This window comes from Saccharothrix sp. NRRL B-16348 (assembly GCF_001280085.1).
Classification (GTDB): domain Bacteria; phylum Actinomycetota; class Actinomycetes; order Mycobacteriales; family Pseudonocardiaceae; genus Actinosynnema.
Window position 1 is genome coordinate 19711 of record NZ_LGED01000046.1, and the last position, 16503, is coordinate 36213.

General features: G+C 72.3%; 18 protein-coding genes. 7 read left to right on the forward strand and 11 right to left on the reverse strand.

Going from position 1 to position 16503, the window contains the following annotated elements; genetic code table 11:
* Nucleotides 1-65: 65 nt before the first annotated feature.
* Nucleotides 66-851 (forward strand): class I SAM-dependent methyltransferase, encoded by a 786-nt coding sequence (locus tag ADK67_RS07335; protein ID WP_053715628.1) that lies wholly within the window; start codon nt 66-68, stop codon nt 849-851.
* Nucleotides 848-2656, forward strand: a complete 1809-nt coding sequence (locus ADK67_RS07340) for a prolyl oligopeptidase family serine peptidase (RefSeq protein WP_053715629.1) — start codon at nt 848-850, stop codon at nt 2654-2656. Before ADK67_RS07335 ends, ADK67_RS07340 begins: the two co-directional genes overlap by 4 nt.
* A gap of 300 nt (nt 2657-2956) precedes the next feature.
* Here the strand turns inward: ADK67_RS07340 and ADK67_RS07345 are convergent, their stop codons facing one another.
* The 3 genes from ADK67_RS07345 to ADK67_RS07355 form a co-directional block, all read right to left on the reverse strand.
* Nucleotides 2957-3442 (reverse strand): Dps family protein, encoded by a 486-nt coding sequence (locus ADK67_RS07345; protein ID WP_053715630.1) that lies wholly within the window; start codon nt 3440-3442, stop codon nt 2957-2959.
* Nucleotides 3443-3458: 16 nt separating this feature from the next.
* Entirely contained in the window at nt 3459-3881 is a 423-nt protein-coding gene (locus ADK67_RS07350; protein ID WP_053715631.1) for an organic hydroperoxide resistance protein, read from the reverse strand.
* A gap of 114 nt (nt 3882-3995) precedes the next feature.
* Nucleotides 3996-4556: an NADPH-dependent FMN reductase gene (locus ADK67_RS07355; protein WP_053715632.1), complete on the reverse strand. Its 561-nt coding sequence runs from the start codon at nt 4554-4556 to the stop codon at nt 3996-3998.
* 81 nt (nt 4557-4637) lie between these two features.
* Here ADK67_RS07355 and ADK67_RS07360 point away from each other — a divergent pair, with 81 nt between their 5' ends.
* A complete protein-coding gene (locus tag ADK67_RS07360) occupies nt 4638-5705 on the forward strand; it encodes an alpha/beta hydrolase (RefSeq protein WP_053715633.1) in 1068 nt (355 codons plus the stop codon).
* Between the two features lie 49 nt (nt 5706-5754).
* On the opposite strand, the gene ADK67_RS07365 is transcribed toward ADK67_RS07360, so the two are convergent.
* Genes ADK67_RS07365 through ADK67_RS07375 form a run of 3 tightly spaced genes read right to left on the reverse strand, consistent with a single transcriptional unit; the run spans nt 5755 to nt 7130 of the window.
* Nucleotides 5755-6480 carry a hypothetical protein gene (locus tag ADK67_RS07365; RefSeq protein ID WP_053715634.1) on the reverse strand — a complete coding sequence of 242 codons (726 nt, stop codon included), beginning with the start codon at nt 6478-6480 and terminating at the stop codon, nt 5755-5757.
* The gene (locus ADK67_RS07370) at nt 6477-6797 is read right to left on the reverse strand and encodes a type VII secretion target (RefSeq protein ID WP_053715635.1); all 321 of its coding nucleotides are present in this window, start codon (nt 6795-6797) and stop codon (nt 6477-6479) included. The genes ADK67_RS07365 and ADK67_RS07370 overlap by 4 nt, the downstream gene beginning before the upstream one ends.
* Nucleotides 6798-6827: 30 nt before the next feature.
* Nucleotides 6828-7130, reverse strand: coding sequence for a YbaB/EbfC family nucleoid-associated protein (locus tag ADK67_RS07375; protein ID WP_053715636.1), 303 nt, complete (start codon nt 7128-7130; stop codon nt 6828-6830).
* A gap of 92 nt (nt 7131-7222) precedes the next feature.
* Between ADK67_RS07375 and ADK67_RS07380 the strand changes: the two genes are divergently transcribed.
* Complete coding sequence (locus tag ADK67_RS07380; protein ID WP_157619993.1) at nt 7223-7465, forward strand: hypothetical protein; 243 nt, start codon at nt 7223-7225, stop codon at nt 7463-7465.
* Between the two features lie 93 nt (nt 7466-7558).
* Here ADK67_RS07380 and ADK67_RS07385 read toward each other — a convergent pair whose 3' ends face one another.
* Nucleotides 7559-9007, reverse strand: a complete 1449-nt coding sequence (locus ADK67_RS07385) for a catalase (RefSeq protein WP_053715638.1) — start codon at nt 9005-9007, stop codon at nt 7559-7561.
* Complete coding sequence (locus ADK67_RS07390) at nt 9004-9438, reverse strand: Fur family transcriptional regulator (protein WP_053715639.1); 435 nt, start codon at nt 9436-9438, stop codon at nt 9004-9006. The genes ADK67_RS07385 and ADK67_RS07390 overlap by 4 nt, the downstream gene beginning before the upstream one ends.
* Before the next feature lie 85 nt (nt 9439-9523).
* Here ADK67_RS07390 and ADK67_RS07395 point away from each other — a divergent pair, with 85 nt between their 5' ends.
* Both ADK67_RS07395 and ADK67_RS07400 read left to right on the forward strand, forming a co-directional pair.
* Nucleotides 9524-10693 (forward strand): MFS transporter, encoded by a 1170-nt coding sequence (locus tag ADK67_RS07395; protein WP_053715640.1) that lies wholly within the window; start codon nt 9524-9526, stop codon nt 10691-10693.
* 62 nt (nt 10694-10755) lie between these two features.
* Nucleotides 10756-11400 (forward strand): thiopurine S-methyltransferase, encoded by a 645-nt coding sequence (locus ADK67_RS07400; RefSeq protein ID WP_053715641.1) that lies wholly within the window; start codon nt 10756-10758, stop codon nt 11398-11400.
* On the opposite strand, the gene ADK67_RS07405 is transcribed toward ADK67_RS07400, so the two are convergent.
* From ADK67_RS07405 to ADK67_RS07415, 3 genes are read right to left on the reverse strand one after another with little or no spacing between them, the layout of a single operon-like run.
* Nucleotides 11397-12836 (reverse strand): gluconokinase, encoded by a 1440-nt coding sequence (locus ADK67_RS07405; protein ID WP_053715642.1) that lies wholly within the window; start codon nt 12834-12836, stop codon nt 11397-11399. The two genes, ADK67_RS07400 and ADK67_RS07405, sit on opposite strands and share 4 nt — an antisense overlap.
* A gap of 10 nt (nt 12837-12846) precedes the next feature.
* Nucleotides 12847-13911, reverse strand: coding sequence for an aspartate-semialdehyde dehydrogenase (locus ADK67_RS07410; RefSeq protein WP_053715643.1), 1065 nt, complete (start codon nt 13909-13911; stop codon nt 12847-12849).
* Entirely contained in the window at nt 13908-15173 is a 1266-nt protein-coding gene (locus ADK67_RS07415) for an aspartate kinase (protein WP_053715644.1), read from the reverse strand. Before ADK67_RS07415 ends, ADK67_RS07410 begins: the two co-directional genes overlap by 4 nt.
* Nucleotides 15174-15250: 77 nt before the next feature.
* Between ADK67_RS07415 and ADK67_RS07420 the strand changes: the two genes are divergently transcribed.
* Nucleotides 15251-16474, forward strand: a complete 1224-nt coding sequence (locus ADK67_RS07420; RefSeq protein WP_053715645.1) for a glycosyltransferase family 39 protein — start codon at nt 15251-15253, stop codon at nt 16472-16474.
* Nucleotides 16475-16503 lie beyond the last annotated feature (29 nt).

Below are 16503 nucleotides of genomic sequence, written 5' to 3' on the forward strand. Positions count from 1 at the left end.
ACCGGTGACCTTGCGTCACCCGAATCGCCTCACGCACCGTGAACGCGGCGCGGCATGATCGGGACATGGGCGAAGTGCGGCGGGTGTACGGGGTGGGCGACCTGGCGGCGTTGCCGGTGTTCGCCGGCGGCTTCATCAACTTCGGCTACTGGGCGGGCATCCCGCTGGACGGCGAGCTGACCGTCGAGCAGCGGATCGCGTCCCAGCAGGCCCTGTACGACCTGGTCGTGGCCGCGCTCGGGATCGGGCCGGGCGACCGGGTGCTCGAAGTCGGCTCGGGGCGCGGCCTGGGCGCGCGCCGCGTCCTGGGCAGGGAGCCCGCCCTGGTCCGCGGCGTCGACCTGGTGCCGGAGCAGGTCGCGCGGGCCGCGGAGGCCAACGACGACCCGCGTGTGGCGTTCGTCCAGGGCGCGTCCGACGACCTCCCGTTCCCCGACGGCTCGTTCGACGCCCTGCTGTCCGTGGAGGCCGCGCAGCACTTCGAGGACGTCCCGGGGTTCGCGCGCGAGAGCGCCCGCGTGCTCGCGCCGGGCGGCCGGTTCGCCGTCACCACGTTCTTCGCCAGGACGGCGGACGCGGGCGCGCGGCTGGCCGAGCTGCTGGAGACGTTCGCCTCCGGTCTCGACCGCGCCCACCTGGTCGACGACGTGGTGCGCGACCTGCGCGGAGCCGGGTTCGCCGACGTCACCGCGCTCAGCATCGGCGAGCACGTGTGGCGCGCGCTGGACCGGTGGCTCGACCAGGGGCCGCGCCCCGACCGGTGGGATCGCAACTGGTTGCGCGCCGCGGAGCGGGGTCTCGTGGACTACTACCTGGTCACCGCGCGGAAGCCGGCAGGATCGGGTGTGTGACGACGCACCCGACCGCCGAAGTGCCCGAGCCGCTGTTCGCCGACGCCGAGGCCGAAGCCCGCTGGCGGGCCCGCTTCACGGCTCCGCGCGTGAGCCTGCCCGGGTGGGCCGACGACGCACCCGACCGCAGCCTGTACCTGTCGAACTCCAGCGGCGTGTGGGAGATCTACGCGTGGGACCGCGCGAGCGACACCCACCGCAAGGTGACCGACCGCCCGAACGGCACGTCGCACGGCGCGCTCAGCCCTGACGGTGACACGATCTGGTGGTTCGCCGACACCGACGGTGACGAGTTCGGCACGTGGGTCAGCGAGCCGTTCAAGCCGGGCGGCGACGCGAAGCCCGCCGTGGACGGCGTGCAGGCCGGGTACCCGGCCGGGCTGGAGATCGGGCACGAGGTCGTCGCGGTCGGCACGTCCACCGACGATGGCACCACCGTGTACGTGTCACGGGACGGCGGGCCGGCCGAGGTGATCTACGCGCACGAGAACGACGGCGGCGTGGCGGCGTTGTCCAAGGACGAGACGCTGGTCGTGCTGTCGCACTCGGAGCACGGCGACAACCGGCACGCGGCACTGCGCGTCGTCACCCCGACGGGCGAGAAGATCACCGAGAAGTGGGACGGGCCGGGCAAGGGCCTGGACGCGATCGCGTTCAGCCCGGTGCGCGGCGACAACCGGCTCCTGGTCGGGCACGAGCGGCGCGGCAAGGAAGAGCTGCTGATCTGGGACGTCGCGGCGGACACCGAGACCGAGGTCGTGATCGACCTGCCCGGCGAGATCAGCGCCGACTGGTACCCGGACGCGAAGTCGCTGCTGGTCGTGCACACGTTCCAGGCGCGCAACACCCTGCACCGCTACGACCTGGCCACCGGCGTCCTGTCCGCGTTGGACACCCCGCACGGCACGGTCGGCAGCGCGAACGTGCGGCCGGACGGCGCGGTGGAGTACTCGTGGTCGTCGGCCGCGCGGCCGGGCGTGGTGCGGGTGCTGGACGTGGACGGCGACGAGCGCGTGCTGCTGGAGCCGCCGGGCCACAAGGCGCCGCCGTCGGTCGACCTGACCGACGTGTTCGTGGGCGACGTGCACGCCCTGGTCGCACGGCCGGCCGGCGCGCCCGACGGCCCGCTGCCGACCGTGTTCCACCTGCACGGCGGGCCGCACTCGGCGGACGAGGACCGGTTCTCCGCCTACCGGGCGGTGTGGCTGGACGCCGGGTTCGCCGTGGTGCACGTGAACTACCGCGGGTCCACCGGGTACGGGTCGAAGTGGCGTGACGCGATCGAGGGCCGGCCGGGGTTGACCGAGCTGGAGGACGTGGCGGCGGTGCACGACTGGGCCGTGTCGTCCGGGTTCGCCGACCCGGCGAAGTGCGTGGTGAACGGCGCGTCGTGGGGCGGGTACCTGTCGCTGCTGGCGCTGGGCACGCAGCCGGAGCGGTGGGCGGCGGGTGTCGCGGGCGTGCCGGTGGCGGACTACCTGGCCGCGTACGAGGACGAGATGGAGCCGCTGCGCGCGTTCGACCGGGCGTTGTTCGGCGGTTCGCCGGAGGAACTCCCCGACCGGTACCGCGAGTGCTCGCCGTTGACGTACGTGGACGCGGTGCGCGCGCCCGTGCTCGTGCTGGCGGGGGAGAACGACCCGCGGTGCCCGATCAGGCAGATCGACAACTACCTGGAGCGGCTGGCGGCGCGCGGGGCGGCGTACGAGGTGTACCGGTACGACGCCGGGCACGGTTCCCTGGTGGTCGCGGAGACGATCCGGCAGACGGCCGCCGAGGTCGCGTTCGTGCGGCGCGTGCTGTAGCGGCGCAGGACCGGCGCTCGCCGTGGGTCCGGGCCTGCCGTGGGTCCGGGCTCGCGGTAGGTCCGGGCTCCCGGTAGGCCCGGACTTGCCGAAGGCCGCCGGGCCGGCCGTGGGCCGTCGGACTTGCCGCACGTCGTCGGGCTCGCCGTGGGCTGGGCTTGCCGACGAGCCGACGGTGGAACCGGCTGCGGAGCCGGCTACGCAGGAGTCCCCGCCCAGGGGAACCCTGTTTTCGATTTTACCGACGGGGTACGACATTTTCGGGGGCCACCGGCTGTCCGGTGGCCCCCGCGGTGTCGGTCAGGCCTGCTGCGCCTGCCACATCCAGTGCGCCTGCTCGAAGTTCTTCGTGATCTCGATCAGCAGGTCCTGGGTGACCAGGTCGGACTTGTCGGTCTCGTCGATCCGCGCGCGCAGCCGCCCGATCAGCTCGCCCAGCGCGGTGACGACGGCCGCGACGACCTCGTCCTCCTTCAGCCAGCCGCCGGGGAACTCCGGCACGCCCGAGCCCGCCGCGACGGTCTTCGCCTTGCCGTCCGGCGAGATGCCGAGCGCGGCGGCCCGTTCAGCCACCTCGTCGGTGTACGTGCGGGCGGTCGTGACGAGTTCGTCCAGCTGCAGGTGGACGCTGCGGAAGTTCTTGCCGACCACGTTCCAGTGCGCCTGCTTGGCCACCAGGGACACGTCGATCAGGTCGACCAGGGTGGCCTGGAGCACCGCGGCGACCGAGGCCTTGTCGGACTCGGACAGCGGGCTGGTGATCGGAGACTTCTGAGACTTGCTCATGGGGTCTGACGCCTCCTCAGACGGTGGTCGTGAGAGCCACCTCGATGTTGCCTCGCGTGGCGTTGGAGTACGGGCAGATCTGGTGCGCGGCGGCGGCCAGCCGCTCGGCCACGTCCTGCTCGACGCCCGGGATGTGGGCGGCCAGTTCGACGGCGAGCTCGAAGCCGCCGCTGCCGTTGGGGCCGAGGTCGACCTTCGCGGTCACGGACGTCTCGCCGATCGTCACCTTGGCCTGCCGCGCGGCGACCTTCAGCGCGCTGTGGAAGCACGCCGCGTACCCGGCCGCGAACAGCTGCTCGGGGTTGGTCCGGTCGCCGCCGGGGCCGCCCAGCTCCTTGGGCGTGGAGAGCTGCTCGTCGATCACGCCGTCGGAGGAGCGGACCTCGCCGTTGCGACCGTCCCCGACTGCGATGGCTTCCGCGGTGTAGAGCACCTGCATGGTGAACGCTCTCCTTTGAGCTGGTGGTCGAGCCCGTCGATCGGCTCAACACCCGGCCGAAGCCGAACCACACCCGGTCGTGTGGCAGCTCACGCCCCTCTCACACGTACCCGCTCAGCCCGTCCTCGACACGGCGAACTCGGCCACCTGTCGCCCGATCGTGCGGAGCTGGTCGGCGACGGACGGCACCGTGCAGCCGCCTTCCACGTCGAACTCGACCTCGCGCGAGTTCACCGCCACGCCCAACGGCGTGGGCCAGCCGCGCAGCGCGTGCACGATCGAGCGCAACGCGGTCAGCGTGGTCACCGACGCCTGCCAGCCCTGGGCCGTGGCGACGCAGCCGACGGCGCGGCCGTCCAGGTAGGGGCGCTCGTCGTCGCGCAGGTCCTCGATGTAGTCCAGGGCGTTCTTGACCAGGCCGGACACGGTGCCGTGGTAGCCGGGCGAGACGAGCACGACGCCGTCGGCGCCGCGCAGCGCCTCGACGAGCCGCCGCGCGTTGTCGGTCCGGTCGGGGATGGCCGGGTCGTAGAACGGGAGCACCAGGTCGGGTCCGGAGACCTCGACGACCTTCGCGCCCGCGTCGACGGCGCCCTCCAGGGCGATCCTCATCGCGCGCTCGGACTGCGAGTTGGGGCGGAGGGATCCGCCGATGCCCACCACGGTGACCGTCATGGTGCCCGATCCTGCCACCTGCACCTAACTGGAGGTCCAGTCGCTCGCCCCGCACCCCTACCCGCGAGTAACGTACGTCTCATGTCGAAGCTCGCCGAGTCGATCCCTCCCGGTGTCCTGGCCGGTGCCCTGCGCTTCGTGTTCGGTCTGCCCGCGCCGCTGCGCCGGTTGATCACCGGCCGCCCCATCACGCTGGACGGTCAACGGCTGCACCCGGAAGCCCAGCTGCTGCTGAGGTTGCAGCAGCTCAGCGGCGAGGACTTGACGCTGACCACGCCCGCCGCCAACCGCCTGGCGCTGTCCCGCAGCAACGCGCTCGTGTGCGGGCCCGTCATCGGTGGCGTGGCGGTGCGCTCGCTGTCGCTGGACGGCGTCGGCGCGCGGTTCTACGAGCCGACCGGGCTGGCCGCGGGTTCGCCGCTGCTGGTCTTCTACCACGGTGGCGGGTGGGTCAGCGGCGACCTGGACAGCCACGACAACCTGTGCCGGTTCCTCGCCGTCCAGGGCGGGGTGCGGGTGCTGTCGGCCGACTACCGGCTCGCTCCCGAGCACCCGTTCCCGGCCGCGGCGGACGACGCGCAGGCCGCGTTCGAGTACGCGGTGGCGCACGCGGAGGAGCTGGACATCGACCCGCGGCGGATCGCGTTGGGCGGCGACAGCGCGGGCGGCAACCTGGCGGCCGTGACGGCGCTGCACGCGGGCGAGGTGAAGCCGGTGTTCCTGCTGCTGTTCTACCCGGCGGTGGACGCGTCGGTGCGGCGGCGGTCGCGGGAGCTGTTCGGCAACGGGTTCTTCCTCACCGACGAGAAGATGGACTGGTTCCTGGACCACTACGCGCCGGCACGCGAGGCGCACACCGACCCGCGGCTGTCGGTGCTGCTGGCGGAGGACCTGAGCGGGCTGCCGCCGACGTACCTGGCGACGGCCGGGTTCGACCCGTTGCGGGACGAGGGCGAGGCGTTCGCGGAGAAGCTGGCGCGCCAGGGCGTGCCGGTGGTGCTGCGGCGCTACGAGGGCCTGTTCCACGGCTACGCGAACATCCTCGGCGTCGGCGGGGTGTTCCGGGAGGCGGTGGCGGAGGCCGTCGGGTCGCTGCGCACCGGGCTGGCGCTGGCCAACACCCGGCAGGACATCCCCGAGACCGCGTGACGCGCGGCCGGTCGCCCCGGCGTGGGGCGACCGGCCGGTGTCCTCCGGCTCAGTCCGGCACGGGGTTGCCGCTCCCGGCCGCCCCGGTGCCGCCGCCGCCCGACGTGCCCGCTTCCGGCTGTCCGGATCCCGCGGCCCCGCCTTCCCCCGTGCCGGCTTCCGCGCCGCCACCCGAGGAGGCTTCGCCGCCGCCACCGCTCTCGGCGGCGTCCATGTTGGCGTTGAGCTCCGACCGGAGCGCGGCGACCTGCTCCTGGGCCGCCTGGCACGCCTTGATGACGTCGGCGACGGCGACGTGCACGGTCTCCTCCGCCGCCGCGCCGTCGCCGGTCACGTCGTCGAGCCAGCTGCCGTCCAGCACCATCGCGACCGCGGGATCGGCGTGGGCGGCGATCGCCAGCACCTGGTCGGCCGTGGTGTTGGCGATCCCGTCCATCCGCGTGGAGATCCGCTCGACCTCGCCGATCAGGTCCTCCAGCCGCTTGCGCTCGTCGCGCAGCTGGGCCAGCTCCTCGTTCATCTCCGCCCGCGCGGAGTCCGACGCGGAGCCCTCGGCGCCCGCCTCGTGCTCGGCGATCGCGTTCTCCTGCTGCTCGATCGCCTTGTCGAGGTCGGAGGCGGCCTGGCGGAGCCGGTCGACGTAGGCCTGGATCGCCTCCGGGTCGTAGTCGATCTGCCGGATCGCCGCGATCGGGTCCGGCGAGCCGACCGTGGCGGCGGCCTGCGCGAGCCGCGCGCAGCCGTCCATCGCCTTCTGCAGTGCCGGGTGGGTCATCGCAGGCCCTCTCCGGAACGGTTGACGCCGTCGGCGCTGTCCGCGTCCGACCGGTCGTACTCGTCGGCGTCCCGGCGCACCTTGTCGGCGATCTCGGCGAGCCGGTCGCGGCGCCGCGCGATCCCGTCACGCCGGCGTCCGACGATCGCGTCCAGGTCCGCCGCGAGCCCGGCGCCCGGGCCGGAGACGCCGAACGCGCCGGCCGGGACGGTGGTGTCGCCCAACGAGCCCGCCACCACGCCGGCCTGGTCGCCCGCGCTCCGGAACCCGTCGGCGGACCGGCGCAACCGGTTGCTGTCGACCTTGAAACCTGCCATGACCTCCCCCTTCGCTGTCTTGCCCTGCCCCTACCGCGTGCCCAGGTAGTACGACCGCCGTTCCGCCACCAGCTCGCGCGCCTGGCGCTGCGCCTCGGCCGCCGCCTGCAGGACGGCGTTGGCCAGCACCTTCGGGTCGACCCGGCCGACCAGCGTCGCGTTGACCGCGACCTCGACGACCTTGCCCGTGTGGTCCACCCCGATCTCGACCAGGCCGCTGTCGTCGCGGCCGAGGACGACCCGGTCGGCGAGGTCGCGCTTGAGCGCGAGCCGCGCCTGGTCGAGCCGTTCGGCCCGGGCCGCCAGCTCGTCCAGTGAAGGCTGATCCGTCATGCGCACGACCCCCGATCGGCGGCACGGTGTCCCCGTTCGGACGAACATCAACCGAGCCTGGTTCCGTTATTCACTACGGTAATCTGAAGATCGTGGGCTACTGGGTGAGGGTCAGGGTGGGCGATCCGCCACCACCCGCGATGCCGATCACCGACAGTGAGCCCCGTTGGGTCCGGGTCACGCGCCGTGCCGCCGTGGTCGCGCCACCGCGTGCTGCCGAGACCGACGCCGACGCCGCGTCCGACGCGGAGACGCGAAAGACGTGGCTGGTGGACTCCTTCGAGCTGGTCGTGCCGCGTTACCCCTGGCAGAAGGACCGGGACACCGGGCCGTAGTCCGCACCGTGACAAGGTGACAGGGCCGCCCGGACGAATCCGGACGGCCCTGTCGGTGTGCACTTTCAGGGGTGCACTATTCGGGAGGCACGATCACTTGCCGAAGGCCGCGGCGATCTTGTCGCCGGTCTCCTTGTCGATGTTGCGCCAGTACTCGAACACCCGCTCCAGCACCGGCTCGGACACGCCGTTCGACGCGTGCCCGATCACGGTCTGCACCAGGCGCTCGCGCTGGCCCGCGTCCATCACCTCGCGGATCAGGGTGCCCGCCTGGCCGAAGTCGTCGTCCTCCGCGTGCAGCTTGTAAGCCGAACGGGTGACCGCGTCCTCGACGCCGTAGGACGACGCCACCTCGCCGGCCGCCTCGGTGGACGCGTGCGGGCCGCCGTACGAGTTCGGCGCGTACACCGGGTCGACGGCGTTGGTGAACCGCATCGCGCCGTCCTTGGAGTACGAGTTCACCGGCGACTTCGGCCGGTTCACCGGCAGCTCGTTGTAGTTCGCGCCGATCCGGTACCGGTGGGCGTCCGGGTACGAGAAGATCCGGCCGATCAGCATCTTGTCCGGCGACGTGCCGATGCCGGGGACCAGGTTCGTCGGCTCGAACGCGGCCTGCTCGATCTCCGCGAAGTAGTCCGACGGGTTGCGGTCCAGCACCAGCTTGCCGACCTTGATCAGCGGGTAGTCGGCGTGCGGCCACACCTTGGTCAGGTCGAACGGGTTGAAGCGGTACGTCGCGGCGTCCTCGTACGGCATCACCTGGACGTGCAGCGTCCACGACGGGAACTCGCCGCGCTCGATGGCGTGCCACAGGTCGGCGCGGTGCGCGTCGGCGTCCTCGCCGGCGATCTTCGCGGCCTCTTCCGACGTCAGGTTCTCGATGCCCTGGTCGGTCTTGAAGTGGTACTTCACCCAGAAGCGCTCGCCGGCGGCGTTCTCCCACAGGTAGGTGTGCGAGCCGTAGCCGTTCTGGTGGCGCCACGTCTTCGGGATGCCGCGGTCGCCCATCAGCCACGTCACCTGGTGCGCGGTCTGCGGCTGGAGCGTCCAGAAGTCCCACTGCATGTCGTGGTCGCGGCGGCCGGTGTCGGCGCGGCGCTTCTGCGAGCGGATGAAGTCCGGGAACTTGATCGGGTCGCGCAGGAAGAACACCGGCGTGTTGTTGCCGACGATGTCGTAGTTGCCCTGCGTCGTGTAGAACTTCAGCGCGAAACCGCGCGGGTCCCGCCACGTGTCGGGCGAGCCGAGCTCACCGGCGACGGTCGAGAAGCGCAGCAGCGTCTCGGTCCTCACGCCGGGCTGGAACAGGGCAGCCTTGGTGAAGCGGCTGATGTCCTCGGTCGTCTCGAAGTAGCCGAACGCACCGCCACCCTTGGCGTGCACGACCCGCTCGGGCACCCGCTCCCGGTTGAACTGGGCGTTCTTCTCGATCAGGTAGTGGTCCTGCAGCAGGATCGGGCCGTTGGCGCCGAGGGTCAGCGAGTGGTCGTCGCTCGCGACGGGGATGCCTGCGTTGTTGGTGGTGGGACGCGCATCGGTCACGCTGGTAGCTCCTTCTGAGGGGTTCGGCAGTCGGGGCACAGACCCCAGAACAGGACCTCTGCCTCGTCCACGGCGAAGCCGACCGTGTCCGAGGGTTCCAGGCAGGGCGCGGCGCCGTGGACGCAGTCGACGTCCTCGGTCCGGCCGCAGTCCCGGCAGACGAGGTGGTGGTGGTTGTCGCCGGTCCGCGTCTCGTACCGCGCCGGGTGCCCGGCGGGTTCGATCCGGCGCAGCAACCCGGTCCGCGCGCACGCGTGCAGCACGTCGTAGACGGCTTGCGTCGACACGGACCCCAACCTGGCCCGCACGCCCTCGGCGACCGCGTCGGCCGTGGCGTGGGGGTGCTCGGCGAGCCAGTCGAGCACCGCGATCCGGGGCGCGGTGATGCGCAGCCCGGCGTCCTTGAGCAGCTCGCGTGGTCCTGGGGTCATGGCTCTGCCACTCCACCACCCTTTCTGGAACGAGTCAAGAAAACGAACGGTTAAACCTGTTGCCCCGGCGAGTGAAGATGGGCACGTGAACGTCTCTCACTACCTGGCTGTCCTGCGGACGCCGCGCGTGCCCGGCTTCATGCTGTTGATGCTGCTGGCGCGCGTGCCACCGACGGCCGCGGGCATGACGGTCACCATGCACGTCCTCCTCGGCCTGGAACGGGGCTACGGCGCCGCGGGCCTGGTCGGAGCGGTCAGCACGGTCGGCATCGCGCTGGGCTCGCCGCTGATGGGCCACCTGGTCGACCGGCGCGGGCTGCGCGCGATGCTGCTGCTGTCGATGGCCACCGAAGGCGTCTTCTGGTTCGTCGCGCCGCTGCTGTCCTACGAGGTGCTGCTCGTCACGTGCTTCGTGTCCGGCTTCACCGTGATGCCCGTCATGTCCCTCGGCCGCCAGATCCTGACCGCGCTCGTGCCGGACGACCGCAGGCGCACCGCGCTGGCGATGGACTCGATGGCCGTCGAGGTCTCGTTCATGGCCGGGCCGGCGCTGGGCGTCGCGCTCACCACGCAGGCGTCGAGCCGGACGGCGATGTGGGCGATCGGGGCGTCCATGGTCGTGATCGGCGTGATCCTGTACGCGGTGAACCCGCCCGTGCGGCACGAGGGCGAGACGGGCGCGCGGGTGCCGCGGCGGGAGTGGCTGGACGGCCGGCTGCTCGGCGTGCTGATCAGCGCGGGCGGTGCGACGTTCGTGCTGTCGGGCGTCGAGGTGTCGGTCGTGGCGTCGATGCGCGAGCTCGGGCTGACCGGGTGGACCGGCGCGATGATCGTCGTGATGTGCGTGGCGTCGCTGGTCGGCGGGTTCGTCTACGGCGGGCTGACGCGCGTGCCGCCGTTGTGGGTGCTGATGGGCGGCATGGGTGTGCTGGCCGTGCCGATCGGGCTGTTCGGCTGGTCGCCGTGGTGGCTGGCGCTGGCGCTGGTGCCGACGAACTTCCTGTGCGCGCCGACGATCACCGCGACGGGCGAGCTGATCACGAAGCACGCGCCGGCGTCCGCGCGCGGCGTGGCGATGGGCCTGCAGGGGTCGGCGTTCACGCTGGGCGTGGCGCTGGGTGCGCCGGTGACCGGTTTCGTCATCGACCTCTCGTCACCGGCCTGGGGCTTCGCCGTGGCGGGCGTCGGCGCGGTCGTGATCGCGGCGGGCACGGTGGTGCTCGGCAGGCGCACGGCGCCGGTCGCGGTGGGCTGATCGGAACGAACATCACCCGTTCGGACCCGTCTCCACCACGCTCCGCGCACCTCTACTCCACCATGGAGTCCGAGTTCTGGTTCGAATCCTGGGAGCAGGGCGGCACGAAGACCAGCTTCCACCTGCGGGACGTGCACGAGCACGCCCGGATGCTGGCCCGGCTCGGCCTGGTGGCCGGCGCCCGGGTCCTGGTGCCGCTCTGCGGCAAGACGACCGACCTGCGGTTCTTCGCCGAGTCGGCGGCGGAGGTCGTCGGGGTCGAGCTGGTGCCCAGGGCCGTCGCCGAGTTCTTCGCCGAGAACGGCCTGGACCCGGTGGAGGAGGAGCCCGACGTGTTCCGCGCCGGCAACCTCGTCATCCGCCGCCAGGACATCTTCAAGCTGGGACCGGCGGAGATCGGCCCGGTGGACCTGGTCTACGACCGCGCCTCGCTGATCGCGTTCCCGGATGACATGCGGCAGCGCTACGCCGACGTGATCACCCGGCTGGTGCGGCCCGGCGCCCGGTACTTCATCAACACCCTGGAGTACCACCCGAGGCTGCCGTCGCCACCGTTCTCCGTCGGTCTGGAGGAGGTCGTCGAGCGCTTCGGGCACGCGTTCGACGTCGAGCACGTGGCCGCGGAGCCGAGGCCGGAGCACCGGATGGTCGAGAAGTTCGGCCTGACCGGCCTGGTGGAGCACGGCTTCCTGCTGCGGGCGCGCTAGGGCTGCTCCCGCCCCAGGTCGCGCAGGGCCTGGTAGAGGCGGTCGACGGCGGAGCGCGTCCTGGCGTAGTGGCGGGCCGCGTCCGGGTCGGGGGCGATCGTCTTCACCGGCTTGATCAGGTCGGCGGCGACGGTCAAGGACGGGAGTTCGCCCAGCGCGCGCCAGGCGACCAGGGCGGCGCCGACGCCGGAGCCCTCGCTGTCGTCGGCGAGTTCCAGCTCCAGGCCCAGCGCGGACGCCAGGACGGTCGCCCACAGGTCACTTCGGAACGCGCCGCCGGTCACCCGGACCGCGTGCACGTCCGCCACCGAGCGCACCGCGTCCAGCACCAGCGCCAACTGCTGCGCCACGCCCTCGACCAGCGCGCGGGTGATCTCGGCCCGCCCGTGCTCACGCCGCAGCCCGATCAACGCCGACGTCGCGTCCGCGTCCCACCACGGCGCGCGCTCGCCCAGCAGGTACGGCAGCGCGACCACGCCCGCCGCGCCCACCGGCACGCCGGAGGCTTCGTCCAGCAACGCGCCCACCTCGACGCCGAACGTCTCGGCGGCCCACTTCGCCACCACACCACCGTTGCTGACCGCGCCGCCGATCACCCACAGCCCTTCGGCGACGGCGTAGCAGAACACCCGCCCGTGCTCGTCCACGGCGGGCTCCGAACGCACCACCCGCAGCGCGCCGCTCGTGCCCAGCGACACCGCCGCCACCCCCGGCACGACCGCGCCGACGCCGAGGTTCGCCATCGGCCCGTCACCGCCGCCCAGCACGACCGGCAGGCCGGCGGGCAGGCCCGGGACGTCCAGCGTCAACGGCAGCGAGTCCACCGGCGCGTGCAGGGACGGCAACTGCTCGGCGCGCACGCCGGCGAACGCCAACGCGTCCGGGTGCCAGTCCAGCGACACGAGGTCCATCAAGCCGGTCGCCGACCCCGACGAGTGCTCGGTGGCCAGCACCCCGGTCAGTCGCAGGGCGACGAAATCCTTCAGCCCGCACCACCGTGCGGCGGAAAACCCCTGGTCGTGGAACCACGCCAGCTTCACCAACGGCGACATGGTGTGGATCGGGGTGCCGGTCGCGCGGTGCAGCGCGATCCCGTCGGCCGTGCCGCGCAGCCTGGCCGTCTGCTCCACGGCGCGGTTGTCCGCCCACGACAGCGACGGCGTGACGGGCGTGCCCGACGCGTCCAACCCGACCAGGGTGTGCATCGCGCCCGTCAACGACAGCGCCCGCACCGCGTGCCCCTGCGCCGCGACCTCGCGCAACGCCCGCAGGGCCGCGCCCCACACTTCGACCGGGTCGTGGGTCGCCTCACCGGAGGGCGTGGTGCGCATCGGGTAGCCGTGCTCCGCCGATGCGACCACGCCCGCGTCCCGGTCCACCGCGATGACCTTGGTCGACGTCGTCCCCAGGTCGATCGCGAGCACTACGTCCGCCATGGGCCTGAACCTACAGCCGGGTCGCCAGCTCCTCGGCGATCTCGTAGGTGTTCAGCGCCGCGCCCTTGCGCAGGTTGTCGCCGCACACGAAGAAGTCCAGCGTGTTCGGGAAGTCCAACGCCTGCCGCACCCGGCCGACGTAGGTCGGGTCGCCGCCGACGACGTCCGCGGGCGTCGGGAACTCCTTCGCCGCCGGGTCGTCCACCAGCACGATGGACGGCTGCGCGTCGAAGATCTTGTGCGCCTGCTCGACGGTCACCTCGCGGGCGAACGTCGCGTGCACGGCCAGCGAGTGCGTCGTCACCACGGGCACGCGCACGCAGGTCGCCGACACCTTCAGGTCCGGGATGCCGAGGATCTTGCGGGACTCGTTGCGGACCTTCAGCTCCTCGCTGGTCCACCCCTCGTCCTTCAACGACCCGGCCCACGGCACCACGTTGAACGCCAGCGGCGCGGGGAACGGCGAGTCCGACACCGGCAGGCCGGCGGCCTCCAACGTCTCGCGCACGTCGCCCGCGCGCACGCCGACCTCCTTGCCCGCCAACGCCGAGATCTCCGCGTACAGCCGGTCGATCGCCGCCTGCCCGCCGCCCGACGCGGCCTGGTAGGACGCCACGACCAGCTCGCGCAGCTCGAACTCGCGGTGCAGGGCGCCGAGCGCGGCCATCATCGACAACGTCGTGCAGTTCGGGTTCGCGATGATCCCCTTGGGGCGCACGCCGATCTGGTCGGCGTTCACCTCGGGCACCACCAGCGGCACCTCGGGGTCCATGCGGAACGCGCCCGAGTTGTCCACCGCGACCGCGCCCTTCGACGCGGCGACCGGCGCCCACTCGGCCGACACCTCGTCCGGCACGTCGAACATCGCGACGTCCACGCCGTCGAACGCCTCGGGCGACAGGGCGACCACGGTCAGCTCTTCGCCGCGCACGGTGATCTTCTTGCCCGCCGAGCGCGCGGACGCGATCAGCCGGATCTCACCCCACGGCACGGACTCCCGGCCGTTCATGATGTCGATCATGACGGTGCCGACGGCACCGGTGGCTCCCACCAGAGCCAGGACAGGTCCGCTCATCGTCCGCTCCCCGCGTACACCACAGCCTCTTCGTCGCCGCCCAGCTCGAACGCGTCGTGCAGGGCACGCACCGCGTCGTCGAGCTGCGTGTCGCGGCAGATGACCGAGATCCGGATCTCCGAGGTGGAGATGATCTCGATGTTGACGCCCGCCGACGCGAGCGCCTCGCAGAACTGCGCGGTCACGCCGGGGTGCGAGCGCATGCCCGCGCCGACCAGCGACACCTTGCCCACGTGGTCGTCGTAGAGCACCTGGTCGAAGCCGATCTCGGCGCGCGACTTCTCCAGCGCGGCGACCGCGCGCGGCCCGTCGTCCTTCGGCAGCGTGAACGTCACGTCGGTGCGGCCGGACACGGCCTGCGAGACGTTCTGCACGACCATGTCGATGTCGAGTTCCGCCTCGGCCACGACGCGGAAGATGCGCGCCGCCATGCCGGGCAGGTCGGGCACCGCGGTCACGGTCACCTTGGCCTCGGACCGGTCGTGCGCGACGCCGGTGATCATCGCCTGTTCCACGGGAAGGTCCTCCACTGACCCGGACACGATGGTCCCGGGCTTGTTGCTGAACGAAGATCGGACGTGCACCGGGACGCCGTAGCGGCGGGCGTACTCGACGCAGCGCAGCATGAGCACCTTGGCCCCGCTCGCCGCCATCTCGAGCATCTCCTCGTAGGTGATGGTCTCCAGCCGCTTGGCGTTCGGCACGATGCGCGGGTCGGCGGTGAACACGCCGTCGACATCGGTGTAGATCTCGCAGACGTCGGCCTTCAGCGCCGCCGCCAACGCCACCGCGGTGGTGTCGGTGCCGCCGCGGCCGAGCGTGGTGATCTCCTTGCTGTCCTGGCTGACACCCTGGAAGCCCGCGACGATCGCGATCGCGCCCTCGGCCAGCGCGTCCTGGATGCGGCTCGGCGTCACGTCGATGATGCGCGCCTTGCCGTGCACGGACGTGGTGATCACGCCGGCCTGCGAGCCGGTGTAGGAGCGCGCCTCGGCGCCCAGCGAGCTGATCGCCATCGCCAGCAACGACATGGAGATGCGCTCACCGGACGTGAGCAGCATGTCCATCTCGCGGGCGGGCGGCACCGGGGACACCTGGCGGGCGAGGTCGAGCAGCTCGTCGGTCGTGTCGCCCATCGCGGAGACGGCGACGACGACCTCGTTGCCCGCTTTGCGGGTCGCGACGATGCGCTCGGCCACCCGTTTGATCCGCTCGGCGCTCCCGACCGAGGAACCGCCGTACTTCTGGACGACGAGCGCCACAGACCCACTCCTCCCAGGTGCTTCAAGCCCAGCTCACCGGGGAGACTACCTGGCCCAAGGAGTGGACAGCGGTCGCCGTGACGCCCACTACTCTCGACCCCGTGTCGACCCTGGAGGGCGTTCGCGTGCACCCCGATGACGCGCCCGGAGCGCGTGGGCGGTTGGCGCGCGCGGCCAGACACCGGGTCACCGCGGCGCTCGCGCCCGCCCTGCTCTACCTCGCCGTGCGCGAGCTCGGCCTGCTCGCTTTGCAGCTGATGGCGGCCCGGTGGGACAAGGACGTCACGCGGGCGCTCACGTCGTGGGACGGGCAGTGGTTCCTGGGCATCGCCGAGGGCGGTTACGCGGACGTGCCGGCGTGGCTCGTCGACGCGTTCGGGCGGCGGACGCCCGAGACGCCGCTGGCGTTCTTCCCCGGCTACCCGACGCTGGTGCGGTGGGTGGACGGGCTGCCCGGTGTGCCGACGGTCGGCGCCGCGTTCGCGGTGAGCCTGGTCAGCGGCGTGGTGTGCGCCTACGGGCTGGCACGGCTGGGCTCGCGGGTGTTCGGCGGGTCGCGGCGCGCCGGGCTGGTGCTGGTGGTGCTGTTCGCGGCGTCGCCAATGGCCGTGGCGCTGTCGATGACGTACTCCGAGGCGACGTTCTGCGCGCTCGCCGTCTGGTCGCTGGTCGGCGTGGTCGAACGGCGCTGGCTGCTGGCCGGTGTGTGCTGCGCGGCGGCGGGGCTCGTGCGGCCCACGGCGGCGGCGCTGGTGCTGGCGGTGTGCGCGGCGGCCCTGGTCGCGGCGTGGCGGCGGCGGGACGACTGGCGGCCGTGGGTGGGCGCGCTGATCGCGCCGCTCGGGCTGCTCGGCTACCTCGGGTACGTGGCGCTGCGCACCGGGCGGTGGGACGGCTGGTTCGCCGTGCAGCAGATCGGGTGGGACTCGCGGTTCGACGGCGGCGCGGCCACCTGGAAGTTCGCGCTGCTCATCCTGGGCGAGCCGCGGTCGGTGCTGGAGCTGGCCACGGTGTGGCTGCTGGTGGTGGCGCTGGCCCTGGTGGTGCTGAGCCTGCGGCGCGGCCTGGAGTGGCCGCTGGTCGTCTACGGCGCGGGCGTGCTCGCCATGGACCTCGGGTCGAACGGGCTGATGAACTCGAAGGCGCGGCTGCTGCTGCCCGCGTTCACGCTGCTGGTGCCGATCGCGCTGGCGCTGGCCCGGCGGCGGACCAGCACGGTGGTGGCGGTGCTGGCAGGCGTGTCGGTGTTCAGCGCGTGGTTCGGCGCGTACGCCATCACGGCTTGGCCGTACGCGATCTGATCGACAGGATGGGTCGGTGGACGGCAACG